This window comes from Pseudonocardia oceani, from assembly GCF_019263585.2.
GTDB classification, from domain to species: domain Bacteria; phylum Actinomycetota; class Actinomycetes; order Mycobacteriales; family Pseudonocardiaceae; genus Pseudonocardia; species Pseudonocardia oceani.
Map to the genome: position 1 here is coordinate 1427463 of NZ_JADQDF010000001.1, position 22380 is coordinate 1449842.

The following is a 22380-nucleotide window of genomic DNA, read 5'->3' on the forward strand; positions in this document are numbered from 1 at the left end:
ACCCCGTTCACACGACGGAAACATTCGGCGGAGACGCTGTCGGCATGTGCGGTATCGCGGGAGAGATGAGCTGGCGGGGCGCCGCGGACGTGGAGGCCGTGGCCCGGATCACCGCGGCCATGGAGCCGCGGGGCCCGGACGGGTCGGGCGTGCACGCGAGCGGCCCGATCGCGCTCGGCCACCGCCGGCTGAAGATCATCGACCTGTCCGAGCGCGGGTCGCAGCCGATGGTCGACCCCGAGCTGGGGCTGGCCGCGGTGTTCAACGGCTGCATCTACAACTACCGCGAGCTGCGCGTCGAGCTCGAGGGCCACGGCTACCGCTTCTTCTCCGACTCCGACACCGAGGTCCTGCTCAAGGCGTTCCACCGCTGGGGCGCGGCCTGCGTCGAGCACTTCCTGGGCATGTTCGCCTTCGCCGTGGCCGAGCGCGACACCGGCGTGCTGGTGCTGGGCCGCGACCGGCTGGGCATCAAGCCGCTGTACCTGGCCGAGGGGCCGGGGCGGCTGCGGTTCGCGTCGTCGCTGCCGGCGCTGCTCGCGGGTGGGGGCGTCGACACCTCGATCGACCCGGTCGCCCTGCACCACTACATGAGCTTCCACGCGATCGTCCCGGCGCCGCGCACGATCCTTCACGGGGTGCGCAAGCTGCCGCCCGCGACCGTCCGCACGGTGAAGCCGGACGGTTCGTCGACCGAGCACGTCTACTGGCGCCCGCAGCACGTCCGCCGCCCCGCCGACGCCGGGATGGACGCCCGCGACTGGGCCGACGCCACGCTGGAGGCGCTGCGCCTGGCCGTGCGCCGCCGGATGGTCGCCGACGTGCCGGTCGGCGTGCTGCTCTCGGGCGGGCTGGACTCCTCGCTCGTCGTCGCCCTGCTCGCCGAGGAGGGCCAGACCGGGCTCAAGACGTTCAGCGTCGGGTTCCACGCCGCGGGCGGGGAGTCGGGCGACGAGTTCGTCTACTCCGACCTCGTGGCCGAGCACTTCTCCACCGACCACCGCCAGATCCTCGTCGACCCGGCCCGGATGCTGCCCGCCGTCGACGCGACGGTCGCGGCGATGGCCGAGCCGATGGTCAGCCACGACTGCGTCGCGTTCCACCTGCTGTCCGAGGAGGTCGCGAAGGACGTCACCGTCGTGCAGTCCGGGCAGGGCGCCGACGAGGTGCTGGCCGGCTACAGCTGGTACCCGCCGCTGGACGGGGTCTCGCGCGACCGGGCCGTCGACGCCTACCTCGCCGGGTTCGCCGACCGCCCGCACGCCGACATGGCCTCGGTGCTGCAGCCTCAGTGGCTGCTCGACCACGACCCGAGCCGCGCGTTCGTCGAGGCCCACTTCGCCGAGCCCGGAGCCGACGGCACGCTGGACGCGGCCCTGCGCATCGACTCCACCGTCATGCTGGTCGACGACCCGGTGAAGCGCGTCGACAACATGACGATGGCGTGGGGCCTGGAGGCGCGCGTACCGTTCCTCGACCACGAGCTCGTCGAGCTCGCCGCGGCCTGCCCGCCCGAGCACAAGCTCGCGCTCGGCGGGAAGGGCGTCCTGAAGTCCGCGGCCCGCGGCGTCGTCCCCGACGGCATCATCGACCGCCCCAAGGGGTACTTTCCCGTTCCGGCCATCCGGCACCTGTCGGGGCCGTTCCTCGACCGCGTCCGCGACGCCGTCACCGACCCGGTGGCCGTCCGCCGGGGCCTCGCCCGGCCCGAGTGGATCGCGGAGATGCTGGCCGACCCGAACACGACCCGCACCAACCTGGGCTCCAACGCGTTGTGGCAGGTAGCGCTGCTGGAGATGTGGTTGCAGGAGAGGGGGATCTGATCGCCGAGCCCACCGGGCCCACCACCGGCCCCACCAGCTACCTCGACGCCGTCACGGCACCGGACGGCGGTTCCCTGACGTGGGTGTCCGACGCGTCCGGGCGCCCCCGCGCGTGGACGGCCGCCTTCGACGGCCTCGCGCTGGGCCCCGCCCGGCCCGTGCCGCAGTTCGACGAGGACGTGCAGGCGCTGAGCTGGTCGCCTGACGGCCTGTGGCTCGCGGCGCAGCTCGCCCCCGGCGGCGGCGAGCGCACGCGCGTGCGCCTGATCGGCCCCGACGGGCCCGTCGAGATCGCGCCGGCGGCGCGGGCGGTCACGCTCGGGTCCTGGTCGAAGGGCTGCGGGCGGCTCGGCGTCACGATCCTGGGCGACGACGGCGACGGCCAGGCGTGCCTCGTCGACGTCCGCGACGGCACCTCCACGGTCCTCGCCTCCGGCCCCGCCGCGCGGGTCTGCGCGGTCAGCGGCGACGGGAAGCGCGCGGTCGTGCGGCTGGGCCGGCGCGGGGCGCGCGAGCTCGAGCTCGTCGACCTGCGCTCGGGCCTGCGCACGCCGCTGCTGCCCGGCGGCGGCGCCGTCGTCGCCGACGCCCGGTTCGACCGCTCCCGCCTCTACGTCCACACCGACGCCGGCCACGACCGGCCGGTGCTGCTCGCCGTCGACCTGCGCGGCCGCTCGGCCACCCGCGTCATCGCCGCGCGCGACGACGCCGACCTCGACGTCGTCGCGATGGACCCGGAGGCGTCGCGGCTCACGCTCGTCTGGAACGTCGACGGGCGCAGCGAGCTGGAGCTGCTCGACCTGCGGTCCGGGCGGGCCGAGCCGCTCACCGCGCCCGCCGGCGACGTCGTCACCTCCGTGGCCTTCACCCGCGACGGGCGCGCGCTGCTCGTCGGCAGCGAGGGCCCGGCGGTGCCGCCGCGGGTCTCGCACGTGCCGCTGTGGCCCGGCGGGGTCGCGGCGCCGCTGCTGGCCGACGCGCCGCCGCCCGGGCTCGTCGAGCCCGACCTGGAGCGCTTCACCGCCGAGGACGGGCTGCCCCTGACGGGCTGGATGTTCCGCCCGCGCACCACGCCCGGCGCCCCCGGGGCGCGACGCCCGCTCGGCCCGGTGCCGGTGCTGCTGTGGCTGCACGGCGGGCCGGAGTGGCAGGAGCGGCCGGTGTGGCAGCCGCTGTTCCAGTCACTGCTCGCCGCCGGGATCGCGGTGTTCGCGCCGAACGTGCGCGGCTCCACCGGCTACGGCCGCGCGTTCGTCTCGGCCGACGACGGCCCGCGGCGCCACCGGTCGATCACCGACGTGCGCGCCGCGGTGCGGTTCCTCGTCGACTCCGGGCACGCCGACCCCGCGCGCGTCGGTGTGGCCGGGCGCTCCTACGGCGGCTACCTGACGCTCGTCGCGCTGGCCTGGTACCCGGAGCTGTTCGTCGTCGGCGTCGACGTGTGCGGCATGTCCGACCTGCACACCTTCTACCGCGACACCGAGCCGTGGATCGCGACGGCGGCCACCACCGAGTACGGCGACCCGTCCACGCAGGCGGCCCTGCTGCGCGACCTGTCCCCCATCCACCGCGTCGACCGGATCACCGCGCCCCTGCTGGTCGTGCACGGCGAGGAGGACACGAACGTGCCGCTCGGCGAGGCGTCGCAGATCGTCGCAGCCCTGCGCGAGCGCGGCCGGGCGCCGGGGTTCCTGCTGTTCCCGGGCGAGGGCCACGAGGTGCGCGGGGTCGAGAACCGGGAGCGGTTCGTCGACGAGGTCGTGCGGTGGGTGTCGGGCCCGCTGCTGGACGCGGACCTCGACGTCATCGACGGCCGAAGGACTGGATGACCGCCCCGCCGCCCTCCTCGGCGACGACGAACCGGTAGCCCTCGCTCGAGCTCCCGCCGTCGCGCGGGTCGAACACCACCGTGGCGTCGACGACGCCGTCGCCGGCCGAGCGCGCGTCCTGCAGCGTCACCGACTCCATGCCGGCGTAGAAGTTGTCGTACCCCGACCTCCCGCCCGACGCCGACTGCGCCTGCGGGCTGAGCAGCGCCCAGGCGGAGTCGGTGTCGCCGGGCAGCAGCGAGTAATAGCCCTGCACGAACGACACCGCGTCGACCGGGGCCGCCGAGGACTCGGTGGTGGTGGGCGTGGGGGTCGGCGTCGGCGTGGTGGTCGACGGCGCCGTCGTGGTGGTCGTGGCCGGCTCGGTGGTCGGGGCGGGCTCCGACGTCGGCGTGGCCGGGACCTGCGCCTCCGGTGTGCCCGCCGACTGGTTGAGCAGCACGGCCGTGACGATCCCGCCGGCGACGAGCAGCGCGGCCAGCACACCGGCGAGCACCGCGGTGCGGCGGCGGCGCGGGCGCGCGGGGGCGGACGCGGGCGCGGCGGAGGCCGCCCCGACGACGGTGCCCGGGTTCGGCTCCGCGCCGCGCGGCGGCAGGACCGCCGCCGTCCGGACCGTCGGGCGCGGGGCAACCACGGTGGTCGCCGTGTACTCGTCCTTGCCCGTCGCGACGAGGGCGAGCTGGTCGCGGGCCTGCGCGGCCGTCGGGCGGTCCTCCGGCTCCTTGGCCAGCAGCCGCATCAGCACGGGCATGAGCGGACCGGCCTGCTCCGGCGGGTCGACCTCGCCGGTGGCGACCTTGTGCAGCAGCGCGTACGCGTTCTCGTCGAGCCCGAAGGGCGGGATGCCCTCGACGGCCGCGTACAGCGTGGCGCCCAGCGCGAAGACGTCCGACGGCGCCGCGGGCTCGCGGCCGCGCGCGATCTCCGGGGCGAGGAAGGCGGGGGTGCCCGCGATGAGGCCGGTGCGGGTGAGCTGCACGTCGTCGACGGCGCGGGAGACGCCGAAGTCGGTGAGCTTGACCCGCCCGTCCTCGCCGATCAGGACGTTGCCCGGCTTGACGTCGCGGTGCACGACCCCCGCCAGGTGCGCGGCGGCGAGCCCGTCGGCGACCTGGCGGCCCATGTCGGCGGCCGCCCGCGGCTCCATCGGGCCCTTGCTGGCCAGCACCTGGGCCAGCGACTGCGAGGGCAGGTACTCCATCACCAGCCACGGGCGGTCCTCGTGGATGACGACATCGAACATGCTGATGACGTGCGCGTGCTGCAGCCGCGCCCCGATCCGGCCCTCCCGCATCAGGCGCTGGCGGGCCTCCTCGGCCCCCTCCGCCCCGTTGCCGCGCGAGGCGGCCGCGAGCAGCTCCTTGAGGGCGACGGGCCGGTTGAGCAGCTCGTCGGTGCCCCGCCACACCGCTCCCATGGCCCCGGCACCGATCCGCTCCTCGAGGCGGTACCGGTCGCCGATGCGGGTCGGGGGGTCCTCGGGCGCGTTCATCACCCGCAAGGGTAGCGAGCGATCCTGGACACACCGACCGCGCGGCCCCCACCCGCCCGCTCGACCCCCTCCCCCGGCCCTCCGGGCCCGGCGATCACGGGCGGGTGGTCGTGGTGGGTGGTCCACCGGCGGCCGTCGGCCCGTGATCATCGGGGTGGGACGGGCGTCGAGGGGGCGGCGGGTGCGCACCGCTCCTCCGGCCGCCGCACACCGGTTCCGACCCCCGCACACCCACTGCAGTCGGTGTGTGGCGGCTGGGACCGGTGTGCGGGGTCAGCGGGGCAGGCCGAGCTTGTTGGCGCAGCCGGGCCAGGAGCCGTAGCCGCCGCGGTCGTCGCGGACGCGGGTGGCGACGTCGATCTGCTGCTCGCGCGTGGCCTGGTCGGCGCGCGGGGCGTAGTCGGTGCCGCCGTAGTCGCTCCAGGTGCCCTCGTCAAACTGCAGGCCGCCGTAGTAGCCGTTGCCGGTGTCGATGTCCCAGTCACCGCTCGACTCGCACTGCGCCAGGCGGTCCCAGTCCTCGCGCCCCTCGGCGGGCTCCGACTCGGCCGCAGGTGCGGGGGCGGGTTCGGGGGCGGGTTCGGGCTCAGCGGCAGGTTCCGCCGCGGGTTCGGCCTCGCCGTCCCCTGCGTCGTCGCCGTCCCCTGCGTCGTCGGTGGCCCCTGCGTCGTCGGTGGCCCCTGCGTCGTCGATGGCCCCTGCGTCGTCGATGGCCGCGGCGTCGTCGATGGCCGCGGCGTCCGAGGTGCCGGTGGCGTCCTCCGCACCCGGGTCCCGGCCACCCGCGCCGGTGAGGTCCTGGAGCGGGTCGTCGGCGTCCTCGGTCAGCGGCTCCTCGGCGGGCGGCTCGTCGGCGGGCGGCTCGTCGGCGGGCGGCTCGTCGGCGTCGACGCTCTCCTCCTCGACGCTCCCCTTCTCAGCCCCGTCATCATCCGAGTCCGCGCCATCGGACCCGGCGCCCTCGGACTCGAAGCTCCCGGAGTCGGCACCCTCGTCCCCCGAGCCGGAGCCCTCCGAACCGGCGTCCCCGGACGCATCGGAATCGGAATCGGAATCGGCGTCGGCGTCGGCGTCGGCGTCGGCGTCGGCGTCGGCGTCGGCGTCGGCCGAGTCCTCCTCCGACTCCCCGGGCGCCCCCCTCCCCGCCTCCTCGTCGTCCACCACGAGCACCCAGTCCTCCTCGTCGGGAGGGGTGAAGGTGGCCGGCCCGTCCGTCTCCACCGCGGGGAGCTCCGTCGCCTCCCCCGTCCGCGGGTCGAACCACCACGGCCGGCCCGTGTCGCCGTCGAGCACATCGAGGTCCAGGTCGACGTCCTCGCCCTCGGTGTACGCGACGACCGCGCTCCCGTCCTCGGCCAGCGCGGCGGGGACGTCACCGTCGACCGGCTCCAGGCGCGGCCGCGACTCCACCAGCTCCCGCACCCACCGCACCTGCTCCGCACCGGGGGCGTCGAGGGCGCCGGTCCAGTCGTCCCGCGCCCCGTCGACGGGCGTGCGCCCGGCGTCGAGGAACTGGCCGACCGACGTGTGGCCGTAGGTCGCGCCGGCCGCGCCGGACAGCACCGCCGACCACGCGTCGCGGCGGACGTCGAGGGCCGTGGCCCGCTCCCCCGCGGCGCCGGTGGCGGGGCCGCAGCCGGGCCGGTCCTCCTCCACCACCGCCCCGTCGACGAACGGCTCCCCGGTCGCGTAGGCGCGCGAGCGCTCGGCGGAGCGGTCGGCGCAGCCGTCGCCGGAGAGCACCGCGAAGCGGGGATCGCCCGGCACCAGCACGACGTCACCGGCGGGGGCGAGGCGGTCGCTGAGGAAGCCGGCCTGCCCGGCGCCGCCGCTCAGCGCGACCACGAGCCCGCGCGCGGACGCCTCGGACACGACGAACTCGGCGTGGTCCCAGAAGTCGTACGCCGCGTCGTCGGCCGGGTCCTCCCCCGCCGTGACGACGGGCTCGCCGCCGGCGAACGGGGCGTCGCCGTACTGGTCGGCGGGGACGTCCAGCGACGCCCCGACCACGGTGAACCCCTGGGCGGCGCGGGCGTCGAGGTAGCGGGTGACCTCGGTGCGGTTGAGGTCCTCCAGCAGGTCGGTGGCGGAGTCGGCCAGCCAGAAGAACGGCTCGCCGTCCCGCGTGAGCGAGCGCCCGGCGACGGCGAGCGCCCCCGACCCCGCGCAGCCGACGACGCCGAAGAGGCAGTCGCGCGGCGGCCGGGGCCGGTCGGGCAGGAGCAGGCTCGCGGCGAGCACCGCGGCCACCGCGACGACGGCGGCCGGCGGCAGGAACGGACTGGTCCGGGGCATGGGCGCGGACGCTAGGCACGGCGGCACCCCGCGCGGGGCCGAACGGCCGGACCCGCGGGAACGACGACGGCCCCCACCGGGAGCGGTGGGGGCCGTCGTCGCAGGTCAGCGCTGGATCGACTTGATCTCCAGGAACTCCTCCAGGCCGAAGCGGCCGAGTTCACGCCCGTTACCGCTCTGCTTGTAGCCGCCGAAGGGGGCGAGCGGGTTGAACGCGCCCCCGTTCACGTCGACCTGCCCGGTCCGCAGCCGCCGCGCCACGGCCAGCGCGTGGTCGGCCTCGCCGAACACCGCGCCCGCGAGGCCGTAGACGGTGTTGTTCGCGATCTCGACCGCCTGCTCCTCGTCGGCGTAGGGGATCACCGACAGCACCGGGCCGAAGATCTCCTCCTGCGCGATGACGGCGTCCGGCGCCACGCCGGAGAAGATCGTCGGGCGCACGTAGGCGCCCGGCCCGTCGACGGCCGCACCGCTGAACGCGACGGTGGCGCCGTCGGCGCTGCCCCGCTCGATGTAGCCGTTGACCCGCTCCTGCTGCGCCGCCGACGACATCGGGCCGATGCGCGTGGTGTCCTGCGTCGGGTCGCCGACGGTGTACTTCGCCGCCGCCGCGACGGCCATCTCGACGATCTCGTCGTGCCGCGACGCGGGCACCAGCATGCGCGTCCACGCGGTGCAGGTCTGCCCGCCGTTGATCCAGGCGTTGCCCAGCCCGACCTTGACGGCCCTGGCCAGGTCGGCGTCCTCCAGGATCACGTTGGCCGACTTGCCGCCGAGCTCGAGCGCGACGCGCTTGACCGTGTCGGCCGCGACCACCGAGACGCGCTTGCCGGCGCGGGTCGAGCCCGTGAACGACACCATGTCGACGCCCGGGTGCCCGGCGATCGCCTCGCCGACGACCGGGCCCTCGCCGTGGACGATGTTGAACGCGCCCGCGGGCAGCCCGGCCTCGGCCGCCACCTCGGCCAGGATCTGCGCCGACAGCGGCGCGACCTCGCTGGGCTTGAGCACGACGGTGCAGCCGGCCAGCAGCGCGGGCGCGACCTTCGCGACGACCTGGTGCAGCGGGTAGTTCCACGGCGTGATCGCGCCGACGACGCCCACCGGCTCGCGGACGACCAGCGAGTTGCCGATCTCCTCGGTCCACGGGAACGACGACGCGAGCGACGCCACCCCGGCCGAGGTGTACACGGGGAGCCCGGCCTGCACGGCCTTGGAGAAGCCGATCGGCGAGCCCATCTCCGAGGTCACCGCGGCCGCGATCTCCGCGCCGCGCGCCTTGAGCCCCTCGGAGATCCGCGAGACGACGGCGGCCCGCTCGGCCACGTCGACCTGCGACCAGTCGCGGAAGGCGGCCTGCGCCGCCGTCACGGCCCGGTCGACGTCGGCGGCGGTGCCCTTCGGCACCGCGGAGACCACCTCACCGGTGGCCGGGTCGACCACCTCGATGCGCTCGCTCCCGCCGGCGACCCGCTCGCCGCCGATCCAGTGTCCGGTCACGTCCTCGCTCGATCCCATGCCCCGATCCTCACACGCCCGGCCGGGTGACGTCGCGACGACCGTTCGGCGCACCGATCCCGGCACCCGGGTACAGGCGGGCCGAACCGGGCGGGAGATCGCCGGACGGCCTCCTCACCGGGGCCGGAGCAGGAGGACCATCGGGGGCGACGACGTCGACCGGTTGGGAGATGCGATGAAGATCGCCGACATCCTCGCTACCAAGGGCCGGACGGTGCACTCCGTCCTCCCGTTCCGCACCGTGACCGAGGTGGCCAGACGCCTCGACGACCTCGGCGTCGGCGCCGTGCTGGTCTGCGACGAGCACCGCACCGTCCGCGGCATCGTGTCCGAGCGCGACATCGTGCGGGCGCTCGCGCGGCAGGGCGCGGCGCTGCTGGACCGGCCGGTGTCCGAGGTGATGACGCGCAAGGTCCGCACGTGCGGCTCGCAGGAGACGGTGGCGCGCGCCATGTCGCAGATGACCGCGGGCCGCCACCGGCACCTGCCCGTCGTCGACGACGGCCGCCTCGTGGGCATGGTCAGCATCGGCGACCTGGTCAAGCACCGCCTGCGCGAGATGGAGATGGAGACGGGCGTGCTGCGCGACGTCGTCATCGCCCGCTCGTAGGAGCGGGCCCGTCCGCAGGGGTCCCGACGCGGCAGGACCACCACGGGCGGCGCGGGATCACGAGAAGTCGAGGTCCCCGCTGCGGGTCCGCTTCAGCTCGAAGAAGTAGGGGTAGCCGGCGAGCAGCACGGCACCGTCGAAGACCTTGCCGGCCTCCTCGCCCTTCGGGATCTTCGTGAGCACCGGGCCGAAGAACGCGACGCCGTCGATGTGGATCGTCGGCGTGCCGACATCCATGCCCACCGGGTCCATGCCGCGGTGGTGGCTCGCCTTGAGCTCCTCGTCGTACTCGGTGCTGGTGGCGGCGTCGGCGAGGGACTCGGGCAGCCCGACCTCGGCCAGCGCCTCCCTGATCACCACGTCGAAGTCCTTGATCCCCTGGTTGTGGATCCGGGTGCCCATCGCGGTGTAGAGCGGGAGCAGGACGTCGGGGCCCTTCTCCTGCGCGGCGGCGACGGCGACGCGCACCGGCCCCCACGCCTTCTTCATCATCTCCTGGTACTCCTCGGGGAGGTCGCGCCCCTCGTTGAGCACCGCGAGGCTCATGACCTGCCACGACACCTCGACGTCGCGGACCTTCTCGACCTCGAGCATCCAGCGGGACGTGATCCAGGCGAAGGGGCAGAGCGGGTCGAACCAGAAGTCGACCTTGCTGGGTGTCGTCATGTCAGAGTCCAACCCCCGCGGGACCGGACCGATTCCCGGGCGTCGCCCCGACCCGTGTGGTGGGATGGCGCCCACCGCTCCCGAGAGAAGGTCGACTCCCGCATGGCTCCGCCGAACCTGACCCGATCCGACGCCGAGCGCCGCGCCGCACTGCTGGACGTCGCCGACTACACCGTCGCGATCGACCTCACCGACGGTGGCGGCGAGCCCGGCGAGGACACCTTCTCCACCGTCACGACGGTGCGCTTCTCCTGCACGCAGCCGGGATCGGACAGCTGGATCGACCTGGTCGCCGCCGAGGTCTCCTCGGCCGTGCTCAACGGGCAGGCCCTCGACGTCTCCGGCTACCGCGAGGAGGACGGCATCGCGCTGCCCGGCCTCGCCGCCGAGAACGAGCTCCGCGTCGAGGCGCTGGGCCGCTACATGCACACCGGCGAGGGGCTGCACCGGTTCGTCGACCCCGTCGACGGCAGCGTCTACCTCTACTCCCAGTTCGAGACGGCCGACGCCAAGCGCATGTTCGCCTGCTTCGACCAGCCCGACCTCAAGGCCCGCTACACCCTGACGATCACCGCGCCCGCCGACTGGCAGGTCGTCGTCAACTCGGTGGTGGAGGAGACCTCGGAGGGCGCGGGCGGCGCGGTCGTCCACCGCTTCACGACCAGCGAGATCATGAGCACCTACCTGGTGGCGCTGGTCGCCGGGCCGTACGCGGTGTGGCGCGACGAGCACCGGGACGAGGACGGTGGGGTCATCCCCCTGGGCATCTTCTGCCGCGCCAGCCTCGCCCCGCACATGGACCACGAGCGGCTGTTCACCGAGACCAAGCAGGGCTTCGACTTCTACCACCGCAACTTCGGCGTGCGGTACCCGTTCGGCAAGTACGACCAGCTGTTCGTCCCGGAGTTCAACGCCGGCGCGATGGAGAACGCCGGGGCCGTCACGTTCCTCGAGGACTACGTCTTCCGCTCCCGCGTCACGCGCCCGGTCTACGAGCGGCGCGCCGAGACCGTGCTGCACGAGATGGCGCACATGTGGTTCGGCGACCTCGTCACGATGACGTGGTGGGACGACCTGTGGCTCAACGAGTCGTTCGCGACGTTCGCGAGCGTCCTGTGCCAGGCCGACGCCACCGAGTACAAGGAGGCCTGGACGACGTTCGCCAACGTCGAGAAGAGCTGGGCCTACCGCCAGGACCAGCTCCCCTCGACGCACCCGGTGGCCGCCGACATCCCCGACCTGCAGGCGGTCGAGGTCAACTTCGACGGCATCACCTACGCCAAGGGCGCGAGCGTGCTCAAGCAGCTCGTGGCCTACGTGGGGCTGGAGCCGTTCCTGGCCGGGCTGCGCGCCTACTTCACCAAGCACGCGTGGGGCAACGCCACGTTCGACGACCTGCTGGGCGCGCTCGAGGAGTCCTCGGGCCGCGACCTCTCGGGCTGGGGCGCGCAGTGGCTGCGCACCACCGGGCTCAACATGCTGCGCCCCTCCTTCGACGTCGACACGACGGGCGCGTTCGCCCGCTTCGAGGTCGTGCAGGGCGGCGCCCGCCCCGGCGCCGGGGAGCTGCGCACGCACCGCATCGCCGTGGGCGTCTACGACGACGACGGCTCGGGCGCGCTGGTGCGCACCCACCGCGTCGAGGTCGACGTCGAGGGCGAGCGGACGCCCGTCGCGGATCTGATCGGGGTGCCGCGCGGCAAGCTCGTGCTGGTCAACGACGACGACCTCACCTACTGCGCGCTGCGCCTGGACCCCGACTCGCTGGTCACCCTGATCGACCGCATCGGCGACATCACCGAGCCGCTGCCCCGCACCCTGTGCTGGTCGGCGGCGTGGGAGATGACGCGCGAGGCCGAGCTCAAGGCCCGCGACCTCGTGGCACTGGTGGCCGGCGGCTTCGGCCGCGAGACCGAGATCGGCGTGCTGCAGCGCCTGCTGCTGCAGGCCCAGACCGCGGTCTCCTCCTACGCCGACGAGCGGTGGGCGGCCGAACGCGGCTGGCCGTTGCTGGTGGACGCGCTGCTGTTCCGCCTCGACACCTCGCGCGCCGGGTCGGACACCCAGCTCGCCGTCGTCAACTCGCTGACGAGCAGCGTGCTCCACACGTCGGTGCTCGACGGGTTCGCGGGCTGGCTGGTCGACGTCGAGGTGCCCGAGGGGCTCACCGTCGACACCGACCTGCGCTGGCGCCTGCTGCACGCGCTGGTGGCGCACGGCGCGGCCGGGCCGGAGCGGATCGAGGAGGAGCTCGCAGCCGACCCGACGTCGACGGGCCGGCGGCAGGCCGAGCGGGCCCGCTCGCTGGTGCCCACCGCCGCGGCCAAGGAGGAGGCCTGGCGGCGCGCCGTGCACGACGACACGCTGCCCAACGCCGTCACCGAGTCGATCATCAGCGGCTTCGCGCACCCGACGCAGAAGGCGCTGCTCGCGCCCTACGTCGAGCGCTACTTCGCCGAGGTCGCCGACGTCTGGGAGCGCCGCACGAGCGAGCACGCCCAGGCCGTGGTGATCGGGCTGTTCCCGTCCTGGGCCGTGGAGCAGACCACCGTCGACGCCGCCGACGCCTGGCTCGCCGACGAGTCGCACCCGCCGGCGCTGCGCCGCCTGGTCACCGAGGGCCGGGCCGGCATCGTCCGGGCGCTCGGGGCGCGGGAGTTCGACCGCTCCTGACCGTGCGCGGCGATCGTGGTCCCCACCACGATCGCCGCGCACGACCTCTCAGGGCCGGACGCCGGGCAGGTGCGTGTTCGCGGCGCGCACCAACCGGGCCAGCTCCGGCACCTCGACGACCTCACGGCCGGCGGCGCGCAGCAGCTCGTCGCCCTCGCAGTCGACGAACAGCGAGGGCTCGCGCCAGGCGTAGACGACGCGCGGCACGCCCGCGTCGAGGATGAGCTGCGTGCACGATGCCGGGCGGGAGGCGCGCATGCTGCACGGCTCCAGCGAGGTGTAGACCGTGGCGCCGGCCAGGCGCGGGTCGCCCGCGAGGTCGGCCAGCGCGCTCTCCTCGGCGTGGTCGCGGGGGTCGCGGCGTCCCGACCAGCCCTCGGCCATCGTGGTGCCGTCGGCGGCGACGACCAGCGCCCCCACCCGGAACGTCGCCGACGGCGGGCAGCGCCCGGCCAGCGCGACGGCGCGGCGCAGCAGCCGGTGGTCGTCCGGGACGCTCATCCGGCGCGCCGCAGCAGGCGCAGGACGGCGACGTCGCCGACGGTGTCGACGCCTGCGAGCCGCCAGCGGCCGGCGGGGAACGCGGCGGGGTGCACGAACGGCGGCCCGGACCCGACGAGCAGCGGTGCCACGGCGAGGTGCAGCTCGTCGACGAGCCCGGCCGCGAGGAACGCGGTGTGCACGGCCGCGCCGCCCTCCACGAGCAGACGACCGATCCCGCGGTCGTGCAGCAGCGCGAGCGCCGCGGGGAGGTCGGGGACGGTCACGACCTCGACCGACCCTCCCGGGGCGGGGACGTCGGGCGCCGCGCCCGTCGTCAGCACCAGCGTCGGGGCGCCGGAGAGCACGCGGGCGGCCGGGTCGAGCAGGCCGCCGCGCGAGAGCACGACCCGCAGCGGCGTCTCCGGCAGGCCGCGGGCGACCCGGGCGGCGCGGCGGTCGGCCGAGCGCACGAGCAGGCGCGGGTCGTCGGCGCGGACGGTGCCCGCCCCGACGAGGACCGCGTCGACGCCGGCGCGCACGTCGTCGACGCGGTCGAGGTCCTCGGGGCCCGAGAGCACCAGCCGCGCGGGAGAGGCGTCGTCGATGCGCCCGTCGAGGGAGACCGCGACGGAGGAGACGACGTACGGGCGCCCGTGCCCGGCGCGCACGCCGGCGCTCAGTGCGTGCGCCGCCGGCCCCCGGCCTGGTCGGCCAGCATGCGCAGGCCGCTGAGCAGCCCGCCCAGGAGGTCGCCCTCGCGGAACGAGGCCACCATGCTCATCACGGCGAGCTTCGCGCCGCGATCGGGCAGCCGCACGCGCGCCTCGGCGCCCGTGAGCACCTCGACGACCCGCTGCTCGGGGCTGACCGCCACGAGCACGGCCTCGCCGGAGCCCTCCAGCTGCGAGTGCAGCTCGGCGACGCGCGCGGTGACCTCGGGGCCGAGGTCGCCCAGGTACACCGAGAAGCGCAGCCCGGTCTCGCGGCTCGCGAGCGTGAGCGCCTCGTCGAGCCGGGTGAGCTGCACGGGCGTGAACGGCTGCGCGTCGCGGTCGGGCTCGGCGAACACCTCGGCCGCGGAGACGCGTCCCGACGACGTGACGACGGTGCCGGGCGGCAGGTCCTCGGGGACCGCGACCCGGCCGTGTCCGTGTCCCTCACCAGCTGCCACGGGCACCTCCTCGTTCACCGGTCACGGCGTGACCGTGCGCCGCGGGCAGCTGCGCGCCCTGCGGGTTGGCCGTCCACCACATCGGCTCGTGCGGCCACGGCTGACCGACCCGGTAGCGGGGCCGGCGCGCGAGGCGCGGCCCGACCACGAGAGCCGCCACGAGCAGGTACAAAGCGACCGACGGCACCGCGTACCAGAGGATCGACACCACCACGTCCACGGGCGAGAACCTAACCCACGCGGGCGCGGCGCGGGGCCCGGGGCCGACCCCGTTAGCGTGTCGGTATGCGTGCCGTGGTCACCGGAGGAGCCGGCTTCATCGGATCGAACGTCGTCGACGCGCTGGTCGCGTCCGGGGACGAGGTCCTCGTGCTCGACGACCTCAGCCGAGGGAGCGAGACCAACCTCACCGGCGCCATGGCCGCGGGCGCCCGCCTCGCGCGCGTCGACGTCCGCGACGCCGCGGCCGTCGACGAGCAGGTCGGGCCGTTCCGCCCGGAGGTCGTCTACCACCTCGCCGCGCAGATCGACGTGCGCACCTCGATGGCCGAGCCCGCCCTCGACGCGCACACCAACGTCGTCGGTTCGCTCAACGTCTTCGCCGCCGCGCACCGCGCGGGCGCGCGGCGCGTCGTCAACACCTCGACGGGCGGCGCGATCTACGGCGACACCACCGCCGTGCCCACGCCCGAGACACACCCGGCGGTGCCGCTGTCGGCCTACGGCCTGAGCAAGCTCACCACCGAGGCCTACGGCGCCTGGTTCGGCCGCGCGCACGGGCTCGACGTCACGACCCTGCGCTACGGCAACGTCTACGGCCCGCGCCAGGACCCGCACGGCGACGCCGGGGTGATCGCGATCCTGTGCGACCGCGCGCTCACCGGCACGGCGCCCGTCGTGTTCGGCGACGGCCGCCAGACGCGCGACTACGTCTTCGTCGGCGACATCGTGCGCGCCAACCTGGCCGCCGCCCGGGCCGGGGTGCTGGAGCACGACGTCTACAACGTCGGCACCGGCACGGAGGTCGACCTGCTCGCGCTCGTCGACGCCGTGGCCACCGCCGCCGACCTGCCCGCCGGGACCTTCGCCCCCGAGTTCCGCCCCGAGCGCCCCGGTGAGGTGCGCCGGAGCTGCCTCGACGTCACGCGGGCCCGCACCGACCTGGGGCTGGGCGACCCGACACCGCTGACCGAGGGGCTACGCGCCACCCTCGACTGGGTCCGCACCCTCGCGCGTCCCTGAGGCGGGCCCGCACCCGGCGCCCTCGCGGACCTCCTCGCGCAGCCGCCCGACGAACTCCTCGACCTCCTCGACGTAGCGGCGCAGCTTCTGCAGCCGCTTGTCCGCGAGGTCGGCGAACGCGGACAGCCCGTCGGCGAGCTGCGCGCGGTCGTCACCGGCGTCGCTGGTGCGGGGCCAGACCAGCGCCTCGACGCGGTCGGACGGGCTCTCGGTGCCCGAGGCGAGCTGCTCGCGGATATGCAGGAGTTCGCGCATCTGCGCGAGCGAGAGGTTGAGCGGCTTCATGAAGCGCAGCAGCCGGATGCGGGAGACGTCCTCCTCGCTGTAGAGCCGGAAGCCGCCGGAGCTGCGGGCCGTCGGCGTGACCAGCCTCATCTCCTCCCAGTGGCGGATCGTGCGGATCGACAGGCCCACCCGTCGGGCGACCTCGCCGATCTGCAGCGTCGCGGCCGCCGAGGGGTGGGCCGCCGCGTTCTCGGTGGCAGACATCGAGCCATCATGCCCCATGTGACCAGGTGACCCTTGCCCGCCGCGTCGGCGGGGTCACCACATCGGGGGGGCGCCGCGCCGCGTCGCGACCGGACGCGGCGTCGAGCTGCGCACCGAGCTCGAGCAGCAGCGCGTCGTCGCCCGCACGGCCCACGAGCTGCACCGAGACGGGCAGCTCGGGTCCGTCGGCCGGGCCGTCGACGGGACGGGCGAACGCGACCGGCAGGCTCAGCGCGGGCTGGCCGGTGATGTTGTAGGTCGCCGTGAACGGGGTGAAGCGCTTCTGCCGCGCGAAGTCCTCGGCCGGGTCGCCGCCGTCGGTGAACCAGCCGACCGGGCGCGGGAGCTGGGCCAGCATCGGGGTCAGGACGACGTCGACGCCCGCGGCCGCCTGCGCCCCGACCACCCGCCGCGTCACCGCCAGCGCCGACTGCGTGGCCGCCAGGTACTCCGGCCCGGACACCGCGCTGCCGCGGTCGCGCCACCACCGCGTGAGCGGGGCGAGCAGCGGCTCGGCCTCGGGCGGCACGGGGTGGCCGTGCGCGAGCACCGCCCACAGCGTCTCGAACACCGGCAGGAACGACCCGTCGATGCCGGGCGCGAACTCGACGACCTCGTGCCCGAGCCCGGTCAGCAGGTCGGTGGCCCGCTCGTAGGCGTCGACGCAGGCCGGGTCGAGCACGGCGTCGGGCACGGGCGGGGTGCGGTAGCGCCCGATCCGCAGGCGGCGCGGGGCGGCGCGCAGCGCGGCGGCCAGGTAGGTCTCCGGGCGCGGCGCGAGCAGCGGGTAGGGCTCCCCCGGGACGACGTCGGCGAGCGCGTCGAGCATCGCGGCGGCGTCGTCGACGGTCCGGGCGAGCGGGCCCGACACCGACATGCCCAGCGGGTCGCCGCCCGCGGGGCCGCGGGAGACGAGCCCGCGGCTGGTCTTGAGCCCGACGAGCCCGCAGGCCGCGGCGGGGATGCGGATGGAGCCGCCGCCGTCGGTGCCGTGGGCGAAGGCGACGAGGCCGGCCGCAGTGGCCGCGCCGGCGCCGCCGCTGGAGCCGCCCGCGAGCCGGGTGGGGTCCCACGGCGTCACGGCGGCCGGCCGGCCGGCGGGCTCGGTGTAGGGCGGCAGCCCGAACTCCGGGGTGGCGGTCTTGCCGAGGCTGATCGTGCCGGCGGTGCGCAACAGCCGGGCCGAGTCGTCGTCGACGTCGGGGACCCAGCCCGCGTACACCGGCGACCCGAACGACGTGGCCACGCCGGCCGTCATCGCGAGGTCCTTGATCGCGGTCGGCACCCCGAGGAACGGCGGGAGGTCGTCGCCGCCCGCGGCGAGCCTCTTCTCCGCGGCGCGGGCCTCGTCGAGGGCACGGTCGGCGGTGACGGTGACGAACGCGCCGAGCCCGCCGTCGAGCGCCTCCACGCGGCGCAGCGCGTGCTCCACCAGTTCGACGGCGCCCAGGTCCCCGCGACGCAGGGCGGCGGCCTGCTCGCGCGCGGTCATCTCGTGCGGCTCGGTCACCCGTGAGGTCTACCACGGGGTTCCGGCCCGGCCCTGGCACGATCCCGCGGTGCCGCGCTCCCGCCCGCCCTGCGCCCGTCCCTGCGCCCGTCCGTGCGCCCCGTGGCGGGCGGCGCCGCGCCGGCCGCGGCACGCCTTCCCCAGCGGCCACACCGGGCTCGCGACGGCGCTGGCCGCGGCCGGGATGCTGCTCGTCGTCGACGTGCTGGCGCCGCGGCGCCCGTGGGACGCGCTGGCGGTCGCCGCGGGCACCGTCGCGGTCGGCGCGGGCACCGGCGTGGCGCTCACGGCGATCGAGGTCCACTACCCGACGGACACGGTCGGGGGAGCCGCGACCGCGGTGGCCGTCGTACTGGGTACGGCGCAGTTCGTCGACGCGGTGGCCGCCCACCGTCGGTGACCGACCGCTCGGCCTCCGAGAGGCTCCGCCGGGCGCCGGATCGCCTCTCTCGTCACACGCGCCACTCCTGTACCGAGAGTCACCGTTCCGGCCGATTGCTCACGGTTCGCACACGTAGCGCTCCGTGTCCCCCCATCGTGAGTCCCTCGTTCGACGGAGAACGCTAGGGAACCCGTCACCGCCGCTGCATGGTCGGTCCTGCTCCCCCAATCGACCGCACCCGGACCTCCGGATGCAGCAGAGGCAGGTACGGCTCATGAACCGCAACGGCACCCACTCCCGCCGGCGCTCCGGCCCGTCGCGGCGCCCCTCGGCGCGGCGGTGGCGGCGCTCTCGCTCGCCCTCCTCCCGGCCGTCCCGGTGCTCGCCTCCGCGGCCGGGCCCGCCGTCGTCCCGGTGGCGGCGCCCGGGGCGCTGGCCCCGGGGCCGAACCAGCCCCCGCCCGAACCCGGTGCCGATCCCGGGACGCCCCCTGTGCCGCCGGTCGCCGCCGTGCCCCCCGTCGCCTCCGTGCCCCCCGTCCCGCCGGTGCCCTCCGTGCCCGAGGTGCCGTCCGCCTCCGCGCCCGTCGCCCCCGCGGCGCCCGTCGCGCCGGTCGCCCCCACCACGCCCGCCGCCCCCGCGGCACCGTCGGCGCCCGCCGCTCCGGCCGCTCCTGCCGCACCGACGATCCCCGCTGCGCCGCTCGCCCCGACCACCGGGCCCGAGCCCACCCCCGCACCCGAGCCGGCCCCGGCCGAGACGCCCGCCGAGACCCCCGAGACCCCCGCCGAGGCGCCGGCCGACGGCGCCATGCCGGCGATCACCGTCGAGGGCGACCGCATTATGCGCGGCGGCGAGCCCTGGTGGTTCCTGGGCTACAACTCCTTCGTCTGGTCCGGCGACTGCGGCAACGACGACGAGAAGATGTCGGCCGAGCAGGTCGACGCCTGGTTCCAGAGCATGCGCCACGACGGCCACGGCGCCGTCCGCCTCTTCTTCTTCGACGGCTGGAACCTCGACCGCCTCGACGCGGCCGTGGAGTCGGCGAAGGAGAACGACATCTACCTGACGATCACCCTCGACGACGCCATCGGCGGCTGCGGGGAGAACGACAAGGAGGCCGGCTGGTTCGCCGACCAGTCCGAGCGCGACACCTTCCGCGAGCACATGACGATGCTGCTCGAGCGCTACGAGGGTGAGACGTCCATCGCCTGGTTCGAGTACTTCAACGAGCCGTCCTACGAGGGCGGCGCCCTGCGCGAGTTCTACGACGAGATGGGTGCCGCGGCCGACGAGGTCGACCCGAACCGCCTCTTCTCCTCCGGCACCGTCGCCCCCTACTGGCTCGACGGCGAGGACAACTTCCGCGACGTCCACGAGTCCCCCGGCGTCGACATCGCCTCCCTGCACGAGTACGACGAGAACGAGGTCGAGTCCAACCACGGTCCCGGCGTCCGCGCCAACTCCGGCGGCAAGCCCACGATCGTCGGCGAGTACGGCATCACCGCGGGCGAGGGCTGCGACGTCGACTACGCCGGCCGCGCCGAGCTGATCCGGCAGAAGGCGGAGGTCTACACCGACACCTCCATCGGCTACGCCGGTGCGCTGGCCTGGGCCTGGCAGCCCGGTACGGGCGGCTGCGACATCAGCAACCTCGACGAGGACGAGACCAGCCAGAGCGCGATGCGCGAGTTCGGTGCGGTGGTCGGCCAGGTCGGTGACACGGTCGGCGACCTCGTCGGCGACGTGGTCGGCGACGACGCCCCCGCCTCCGACGACTCCGGCACCGGCGACTCCGCGGACGACGGCGGCGACGAGCCGTCCGACGGCTCCTCCGACGACGACTCCTCCTCCGACGGCGACAGCGAGGGACGGTCTGCGACGATCGGGTGATCCTCACCGTTCGCCCACGCCGACCGCGCGGGGCGCGCAGGGTGGACCTCGCCACCGCCGGCGAGGCCACCGACCACGAGGACCCCGATGCCCACCTCCACCGACGTCCGACCCGCGCCACCCGCCTCCCCGCCCTCGCGGGGGCGGCGGGTGGCGCTCGTCGTCGCCCTGGTGCTGGCCGTGGTACTGCCCGCGCAGCTGTGGACGGGCGGCGCCCCGGCCGGCGCCCCGGGCGACGACCCCCGCTCGGCCACCCGCGCCCGGTCCGGCACCGCCACCGCGCCCCGCGAGCCCGCCGCCCGGCCCGCTCCTCCGGTCCCCGGACCGGCTGCCGCCCCCACTGCCGGCGGCGGCGCGGTGCCGGCCATCACCGTCGAGGGCGACCGGATCCTGCGCGGCGGCGAGCCCTGGTGGTTCCTCGGCTACAACTCCTTCGTCTGGTCCGGCGACTGCGGCACCGACGAGGAGAAGATGTCGGCCGCCGACGTCGACGCCTGGTTCGCCTCGATGCGCCACGACGGCCACGGCGCCGTCCGCCTCTTCTTCTACGACGGCTGGAGCCTCGGCCGCCTCGACGCCGCGGTCGCCGCCGCCCGCGAGAACGCCGTCTACCTCGCGATCACCCTCGACGACGCGATCGGCGGCTGCGGGGAGGACGACAAGGACGAGGCGTGGTTCGCCGACGCCTCCGAGCGCACCGTCTTCCGCGACCACATGACGGCGCTGCTGGAGCGCTACCGCGGCGAGACGACGATCGCCTGGTTCGAGTACTTCAACGAGCCGTCCTACGCGGGCGGGGCGCTGCGGGAGTTCTACGACGAGATGGGCGCCGCCGCCGACGCCGTCGACCCCGACCGGCTGTTCTCCTCCGGCACCGTGGCCCCCTACTGGCTCGACGGCGAGGAGAACTTCCGCGACGTCCACGAGTCGCCGGGCGTCGACGTCGCCTCGATGCACGAGTACGACGAGAACGAGGTCGAGTCCAACCACGGGCCGGGTGTGCGGGCCAACTCCGGCGGCAAGCCGGTGATCGTCGGCGAGTACGGGATCACCGCGGGGCAGGGGTGCGACCTCGACTACGGCGCGCGCGCCGCGCTGATCGCCGAGAAGGCGCAGGTCTACACCGACACCTCCGGCGGCTACGCCGGCGCGCTGGCCTGGGCCTGGCAGCCCGGCACCGGGGGCTGCGACATCAGCAACCTCGACCAGGACGACGCGAGCCAGGAGGTCCTGCGCACCTTCGGGTGACGGCGGCGCCCGGGGCGGCCACCGCCCGCGGGTACCCTCCCGTCCGTGTCAGCCGACCCCGCCGCCACCGGCGCCGACCCCCGCCTGCGCGGCCTCGACTACGAGATCGTGCTCGTCGCCTACAGGAGCGCGGGCCTCGTGCGCGCCCTGCTCGACGCGCTGCCGGGCCGCCCCGTCGCCGTCGTCGACAACTCCCACGACGTCGACGGCCTCGCCGCGGTCGTGGCCGGGCGCCCCGGCGTCCGCTACCTCGACGGGCCCGGCCGCGGGTTCGCCTCGGGCGCCAACCTGGGCGTGCGCACCTCCACCCACGACATCGTCGTGTTCGTGAACCCCGACAGCTCCCCCGACGTCGCCACGCTCGACGCGCTGGCCGCCGACATCGCGGCCGACCCGGGCCTGGGCGCGGTCAGCGCCACGACGGTGCTGCCCGACGGCCGCGTCGAGATCGGCGTCGGCGGCTGGGAGCCGACGGCCCGCCGGGCGCTCGTGCACGCCGTCGGCGCGCACAAGGTCTTCCCCACCGCGGGGCTGTGGGCGCGCCCGGTGCCCGGGAAGCCGATCGAGCTCGACTGGCTCAGCGGCGCCTGCATGGCCGTACGCCGCGCGACGTTCGACGAGCTCGGCGGCTTCGACGAGCAGTTCTTCGTCTACAACGAGGACGTCGCCTTCGGCCGCGCGATCCGCGAGGCCGGGCTGCGCCAGCGCGTCCGCACCGACCTGCTCGTCCCGCACCTGGGCGGCGGCTCGGGCGAGGGCAAGACGCACATGCTCCGCCTGCGCGGCGCGTCGCTCGTCCGGTACGTCCGCCAGCACCACCCGGCGTCGACGGTCCTGGGCGTCCGGCTGGCCCTCACGGTCGGGTACGGCCCCCGCTACCTGCTGGCCCGGATGCGGGGGCAGGCCGGGCAGGCGGCCGAACACGCCGCGTACATCGCCGGACTGTGGATCGGTGCTCCGGACCACTCGTCGGTGCGTACCAGCACGCAACCGCAATAACGACCGGTGCTAAGTTCGGCCTCGCGCGGAATGCGCGATGGACCCCGCGATCAT

18 protein-coding genes and 2 pseudogenes are annotated in these 22380 nt (G+C 75.2%); 9 read left to right on the forward strand and 11 right to left on the reverse strand.

Going from position 1 to position 22380, the window contains the following annotated elements:
- Nucleotides 1–44 precede the first annotated feature (44 nt).
- Both I4I82_RS07110 and I4I82_RS07115 read left to right on the forward strand, forming a co-directional pair.
- Nucleotides 45–1823: an N-acetylglutaminylglutamine amidotransferase gene (locus I4I82_RS07110; RefSeq protein ID WP_218592092.1), complete on the forward strand. Its 1779-nt coding sequence runs from the start codon at nt 45–47 to the stop codon at nt 1821–1823.
- Nucleotides 1799–3652, forward strand: a complete 1854-nt coding sequence (locus tag I4I82_RS07115) for a S9 family peptidase (protein WP_218592093.1) — start codon at nt 1799–1801, stop codon at nt 3650–3652. Before I4I82_RS07110 ends, I4I82_RS07115 begins: the two co-directional genes overlap by 25 nt.
- Here I4I82_RS07115 and I4I82_RS07120 read toward each other — a convergent pair.
- From I4I82_RS07120 to I4I82_RS07135, 4 genes and pseudogenes are all read right to left on the reverse strand, one after another.
- Nucleotides 3627–5147, reverse strand: coding sequence for a serine/threonine-protein kinase (locus tag I4I82_RS07120; RefSeq protein ID WP_218595513.1), 1521 nt, complete (start codon nt 5145–5147; stop codon nt 3627–3629). The two genes, I4I82_RS07115 and I4I82_RS07120, sit on opposite strands and share 26 nt — an antisense overlap.
- 273 nt (nt 5148–5420) lie before the next feature.
- Nucleotides 5421–5663, reverse strand: a pseudogene (locus tag I4I82_RS35145) (transglycosylase family protein); the annotation flags it as partial.
- Between the two features lie 651 nt (nt 5664–6314).
- A pseudogene (locus I4I82_RS35150) lies at nt 6315–7442 on the reverse strand (apiosidase-like domain-containing protein); the annotation flags it as partial.
- A gap of 105 nt (nt 7443–7547) precedes the next feature.
- Complete coding sequence (locus I4I82_RS07135) at nt 7548–8960, reverse strand: aldehyde dehydrogenase family protein (protein WP_218595515.1); 1413 nt, start codon at nt 8958–8960, stop codon at nt 7548–7550.
- Nucleotides 8961–9135: 175 nt separating this feature from the next.
- Between I4I82_RS07135 and I4I82_RS07140 the strand changes: the two genes are divergently transcribed.
- Nucleotides 9136–9570, forward strand: a complete 435-nt coding sequence (locus I4I82_RS07140) for a CBS domain-containing protein (RefSeq protein ID WP_218592387.1) — start codon at nt 9136–9138, stop codon at nt 9568–9570.
- A gap of 57 nt (nt 9571–9627) precedes the next feature.
- On the opposite strand, the gene I4I82_RS07145 is transcribed toward I4I82_RS07140, so the two are convergent.
- A complete protein-coding gene (locus tag I4I82_RS07145; protein WP_218595516.1) occupies nt 9628–10236 on the reverse strand; it encodes a mycothiol-dependent nitroreductase Rv2466c family protein in 609 nt (202 codons plus the stop codon).
- Between the two features lie 102 nt (nt 10237–10338).
- Between I4I82_RS07145 and pepN the strand changes: the two genes are divergently transcribed.
- The gene (gene pepN / locus I4I82_RS07150; protein ID WP_218595517.1) at nt 10339–12909 is read left to right on the forward strand and encodes an aminopeptidase N; all 2571 of its coding nucleotides are present in this window, start codon (nt 10339–10341) and stop codon (nt 12907–12909) included.
- A gap of 48 nt (nt 12910–12957) precedes the next feature.
- Here pepN and I4I82_RS07155 read toward each other — a convergent pair whose 3' ends face one another.
- The 4 genes from I4I82_RS07155 to ctaJ are packed head-to-tail and all read right to left on the reverse strand — an operon-like array spanning nt 12958 to nt 14783.
- On the reverse strand, nt 12958–13410 hold the full coding sequence (locus tag I4I82_RS07155) for a cytidine/deoxycytidylate deaminase family protein (protein WP_225920537.1): 453 nt from the start codon (nt 13408–13410) through the stop codon (nt 12958–12960).
- Nucleotides 13407–14060, reverse strand: coding sequence for a RibD family protein (locus tag I4I82_RS07160; RefSeq protein WP_226369920.1), 654 nt, complete (start codon nt 14058–14060; stop codon nt 13407–13409). The genes I4I82_RS07155 and I4I82_RS07160 overlap by 4 nt, the downstream gene beginning before the upstream one ends.
- An 8-nt stretch (nt 14061–14068) precedes the next feature.
- Entirely contained in the window at nt 14069–14563 is a 495-nt protein-coding gene (locus I4I82_RS07165; RefSeq protein WP_218592390.1) for a DUF5130 family protein, read from the reverse strand.
- Entirely contained in the window at nt 14550–14783 is a 234-nt protein-coding gene (gene ctaJ / locus I4I82_RS07170) for an aa3-type cytochrome oxidase subunit CtaJ (RefSeq protein ID WP_226369921.1), read from the reverse strand. Before ctaJ ends, I4I82_RS07165 begins: the two co-directional genes overlap by 14 nt.
- Before the next feature lie 65 nt (nt 14784–14848).
- On the opposite strand from ctaJ, the gene I4I82_RS07175 reads away from it, so the two are divergent.
- The gene (locus I4I82_RS07175; RefSeq protein ID WP_218595518.1) at nt 14849–15805 is read left to right on the forward strand and encodes an NAD-dependent epimerase/dehydratase family protein; all 957 of its coding nucleotides are present in this window, start codon (nt 14849–14851) and stop codon (nt 15803–15805) included.
- Here the strand turns inward: I4I82_RS07175 and I4I82_RS07180 are convergent.
- Both I4I82_RS07180 and I4I82_RS07185 read right to left on the reverse strand, forming a co-directional pair.
- Nucleotides 15761–16294, reverse strand: a complete 534-nt coding sequence (locus tag I4I82_RS07180; RefSeq protein WP_218595519.1) for a MerR family transcriptional regulator — start codon at nt 16292–16294, stop codon at nt 15761–15763. The genes I4I82_RS07175 and I4I82_RS07180 overlap by 45 nt on opposite strands.
- Before the next feature lie 7 nt (nt 16295–16301).
- Nucleotides 16302–17804, reverse strand: a complete 1503-nt coding sequence (locus I4I82_RS07185) for an amidase (RefSeq protein WP_218595520.1) — start codon at nt 17802–17804, stop codon at nt 16302–16304.
- A 49-nt stretch (nt 17805–17853) separates the two neighbouring features.
- On the opposite strand from I4I82_RS07185, the gene I4I82_RS07190 reads away from it, so the two are divergent.
- The 4 genes from I4I82_RS07190 to I4I82_RS07205 all read left to right on the forward strand — a co-directional run bounded on the left by I4I82_RS07190 (nt 17854) and on the right by I4I82_RS07205 (nt 22326).
- A complete protein-coding gene (locus I4I82_RS07190) occupies nt 17854–18204 on the forward strand; it encodes a phosphatase PAP2 family protein (protein WP_218595521.1) in 351 nt (116 codons plus the stop codon).
- 321 nt (nt 18205–18525) lie between these two features.
- Nucleotides 18526–20079, forward strand: coding sequence for a cellulase family glycosylhydrolase (locus tag I4I82_RS07195; protein WP_218595522.1), 1554 nt, complete (start codon nt 18526–18528; stop codon nt 20077–20079).
- 87 nt (nt 20080–20166) lie between these two features.
- Nucleotides 20167–21327, forward strand: a complete 1161-nt coding sequence (locus I4I82_RS07200) for a cellulase family glycosylhydrolase (RefSeq protein ID WP_218595523.1) — start codon at nt 20167–20169, stop codon at nt 21325–21327.
- Between the two features lie 45 nt (nt 21328–21372).
- Complete coding sequence (locus tag I4I82_RS07205) at nt 21373–22326, forward strand: glycosyltransferase family 2 protein (RefSeq protein WP_218595524.1); 954 nt, start codon at nt 21373–21375, stop codon at nt 22324–22326.
- Nucleotides 22327–22380 lie beyond the last annotated feature (54 nt).

What these genes read in the sequence shown, in the direction of transcription:
- I4I82_RS07110 (WP_218592092.1), top strand. Translation starts at nt 45, where the DNA reads ATGTGCGGTATCGCGGGAGAGATGAGCTGGCGGGGCGCCGCGGACGTG.
- I4I82_RS07120 (WP_218595513.1), bottom strand. Translation starts at nt 5,147, where the DNA reads ATGAACGCGCCCGAGGACCCCCCGACCCGCATCGGCGACCGGTACCGC.
- I4I82_RS07135 (WP_218595515.1), bottom strand. Translation starts at nt 8,960, where the DNA reads ATGGGATCGAGCGAGGACGTGACCGGACACTGGATCGGCGGCGAGCGG.
- I4I82_RS07140 (WP_218592387.1), top strand. Translation starts at nt 9,136, where the DNA reads ATGAAGATCGCCGACATCCTCGCTACCAAGGGCCGGACGGTGCACTCC.
- I4I82_RS07145 (WP_218595516.1), bottom strand. Translation starts at nt 10,236, where the DNA reads ATGACGACACCCAGCAAGGTCGACTTCTGGTTCGACCCGCTCTGCCCC.
- pepN (WP_218595517.1), top strand. Translation starts at nt 10,339, where the DNA reads ATGGCTCCGCCGAACCTGACCCGATCCGACGCCGAGCGCCGCGCCGCA.
- I4I82_RS07155 (WP_225920537.1), bottom strand. Translation starts at nt 13,410, where the DNA reads ATGAGCGTCCCGGACGACCACCGGCTGCTGCGCCGCGCCGTCGCGCTG.
- I4I82_RS07175 (WP_218595518.1), top strand. Translation starts at nt 14,849, where the DNA reads ATGCGTGCCGTGGTCACCGGAGGAGCCGGCTTCATCGGATCGAACGTC.
- I4I82_RS07180 (WP_218595519.1), bottom strand. Translation starts at nt 16,294, where the DNA reads ATGTCTGCCACCGAGAACGCGGCGGCCCACCCCTCGGCGGCCGCGACG.
- I4I82_RS07200 (WP_218595523.1), top strand. Translation starts at nt 20,167, where the DNA reads ATGCCCACCTCCACCGACGTCCGACCCGCGCCACCCGCCTCCCCGCCC.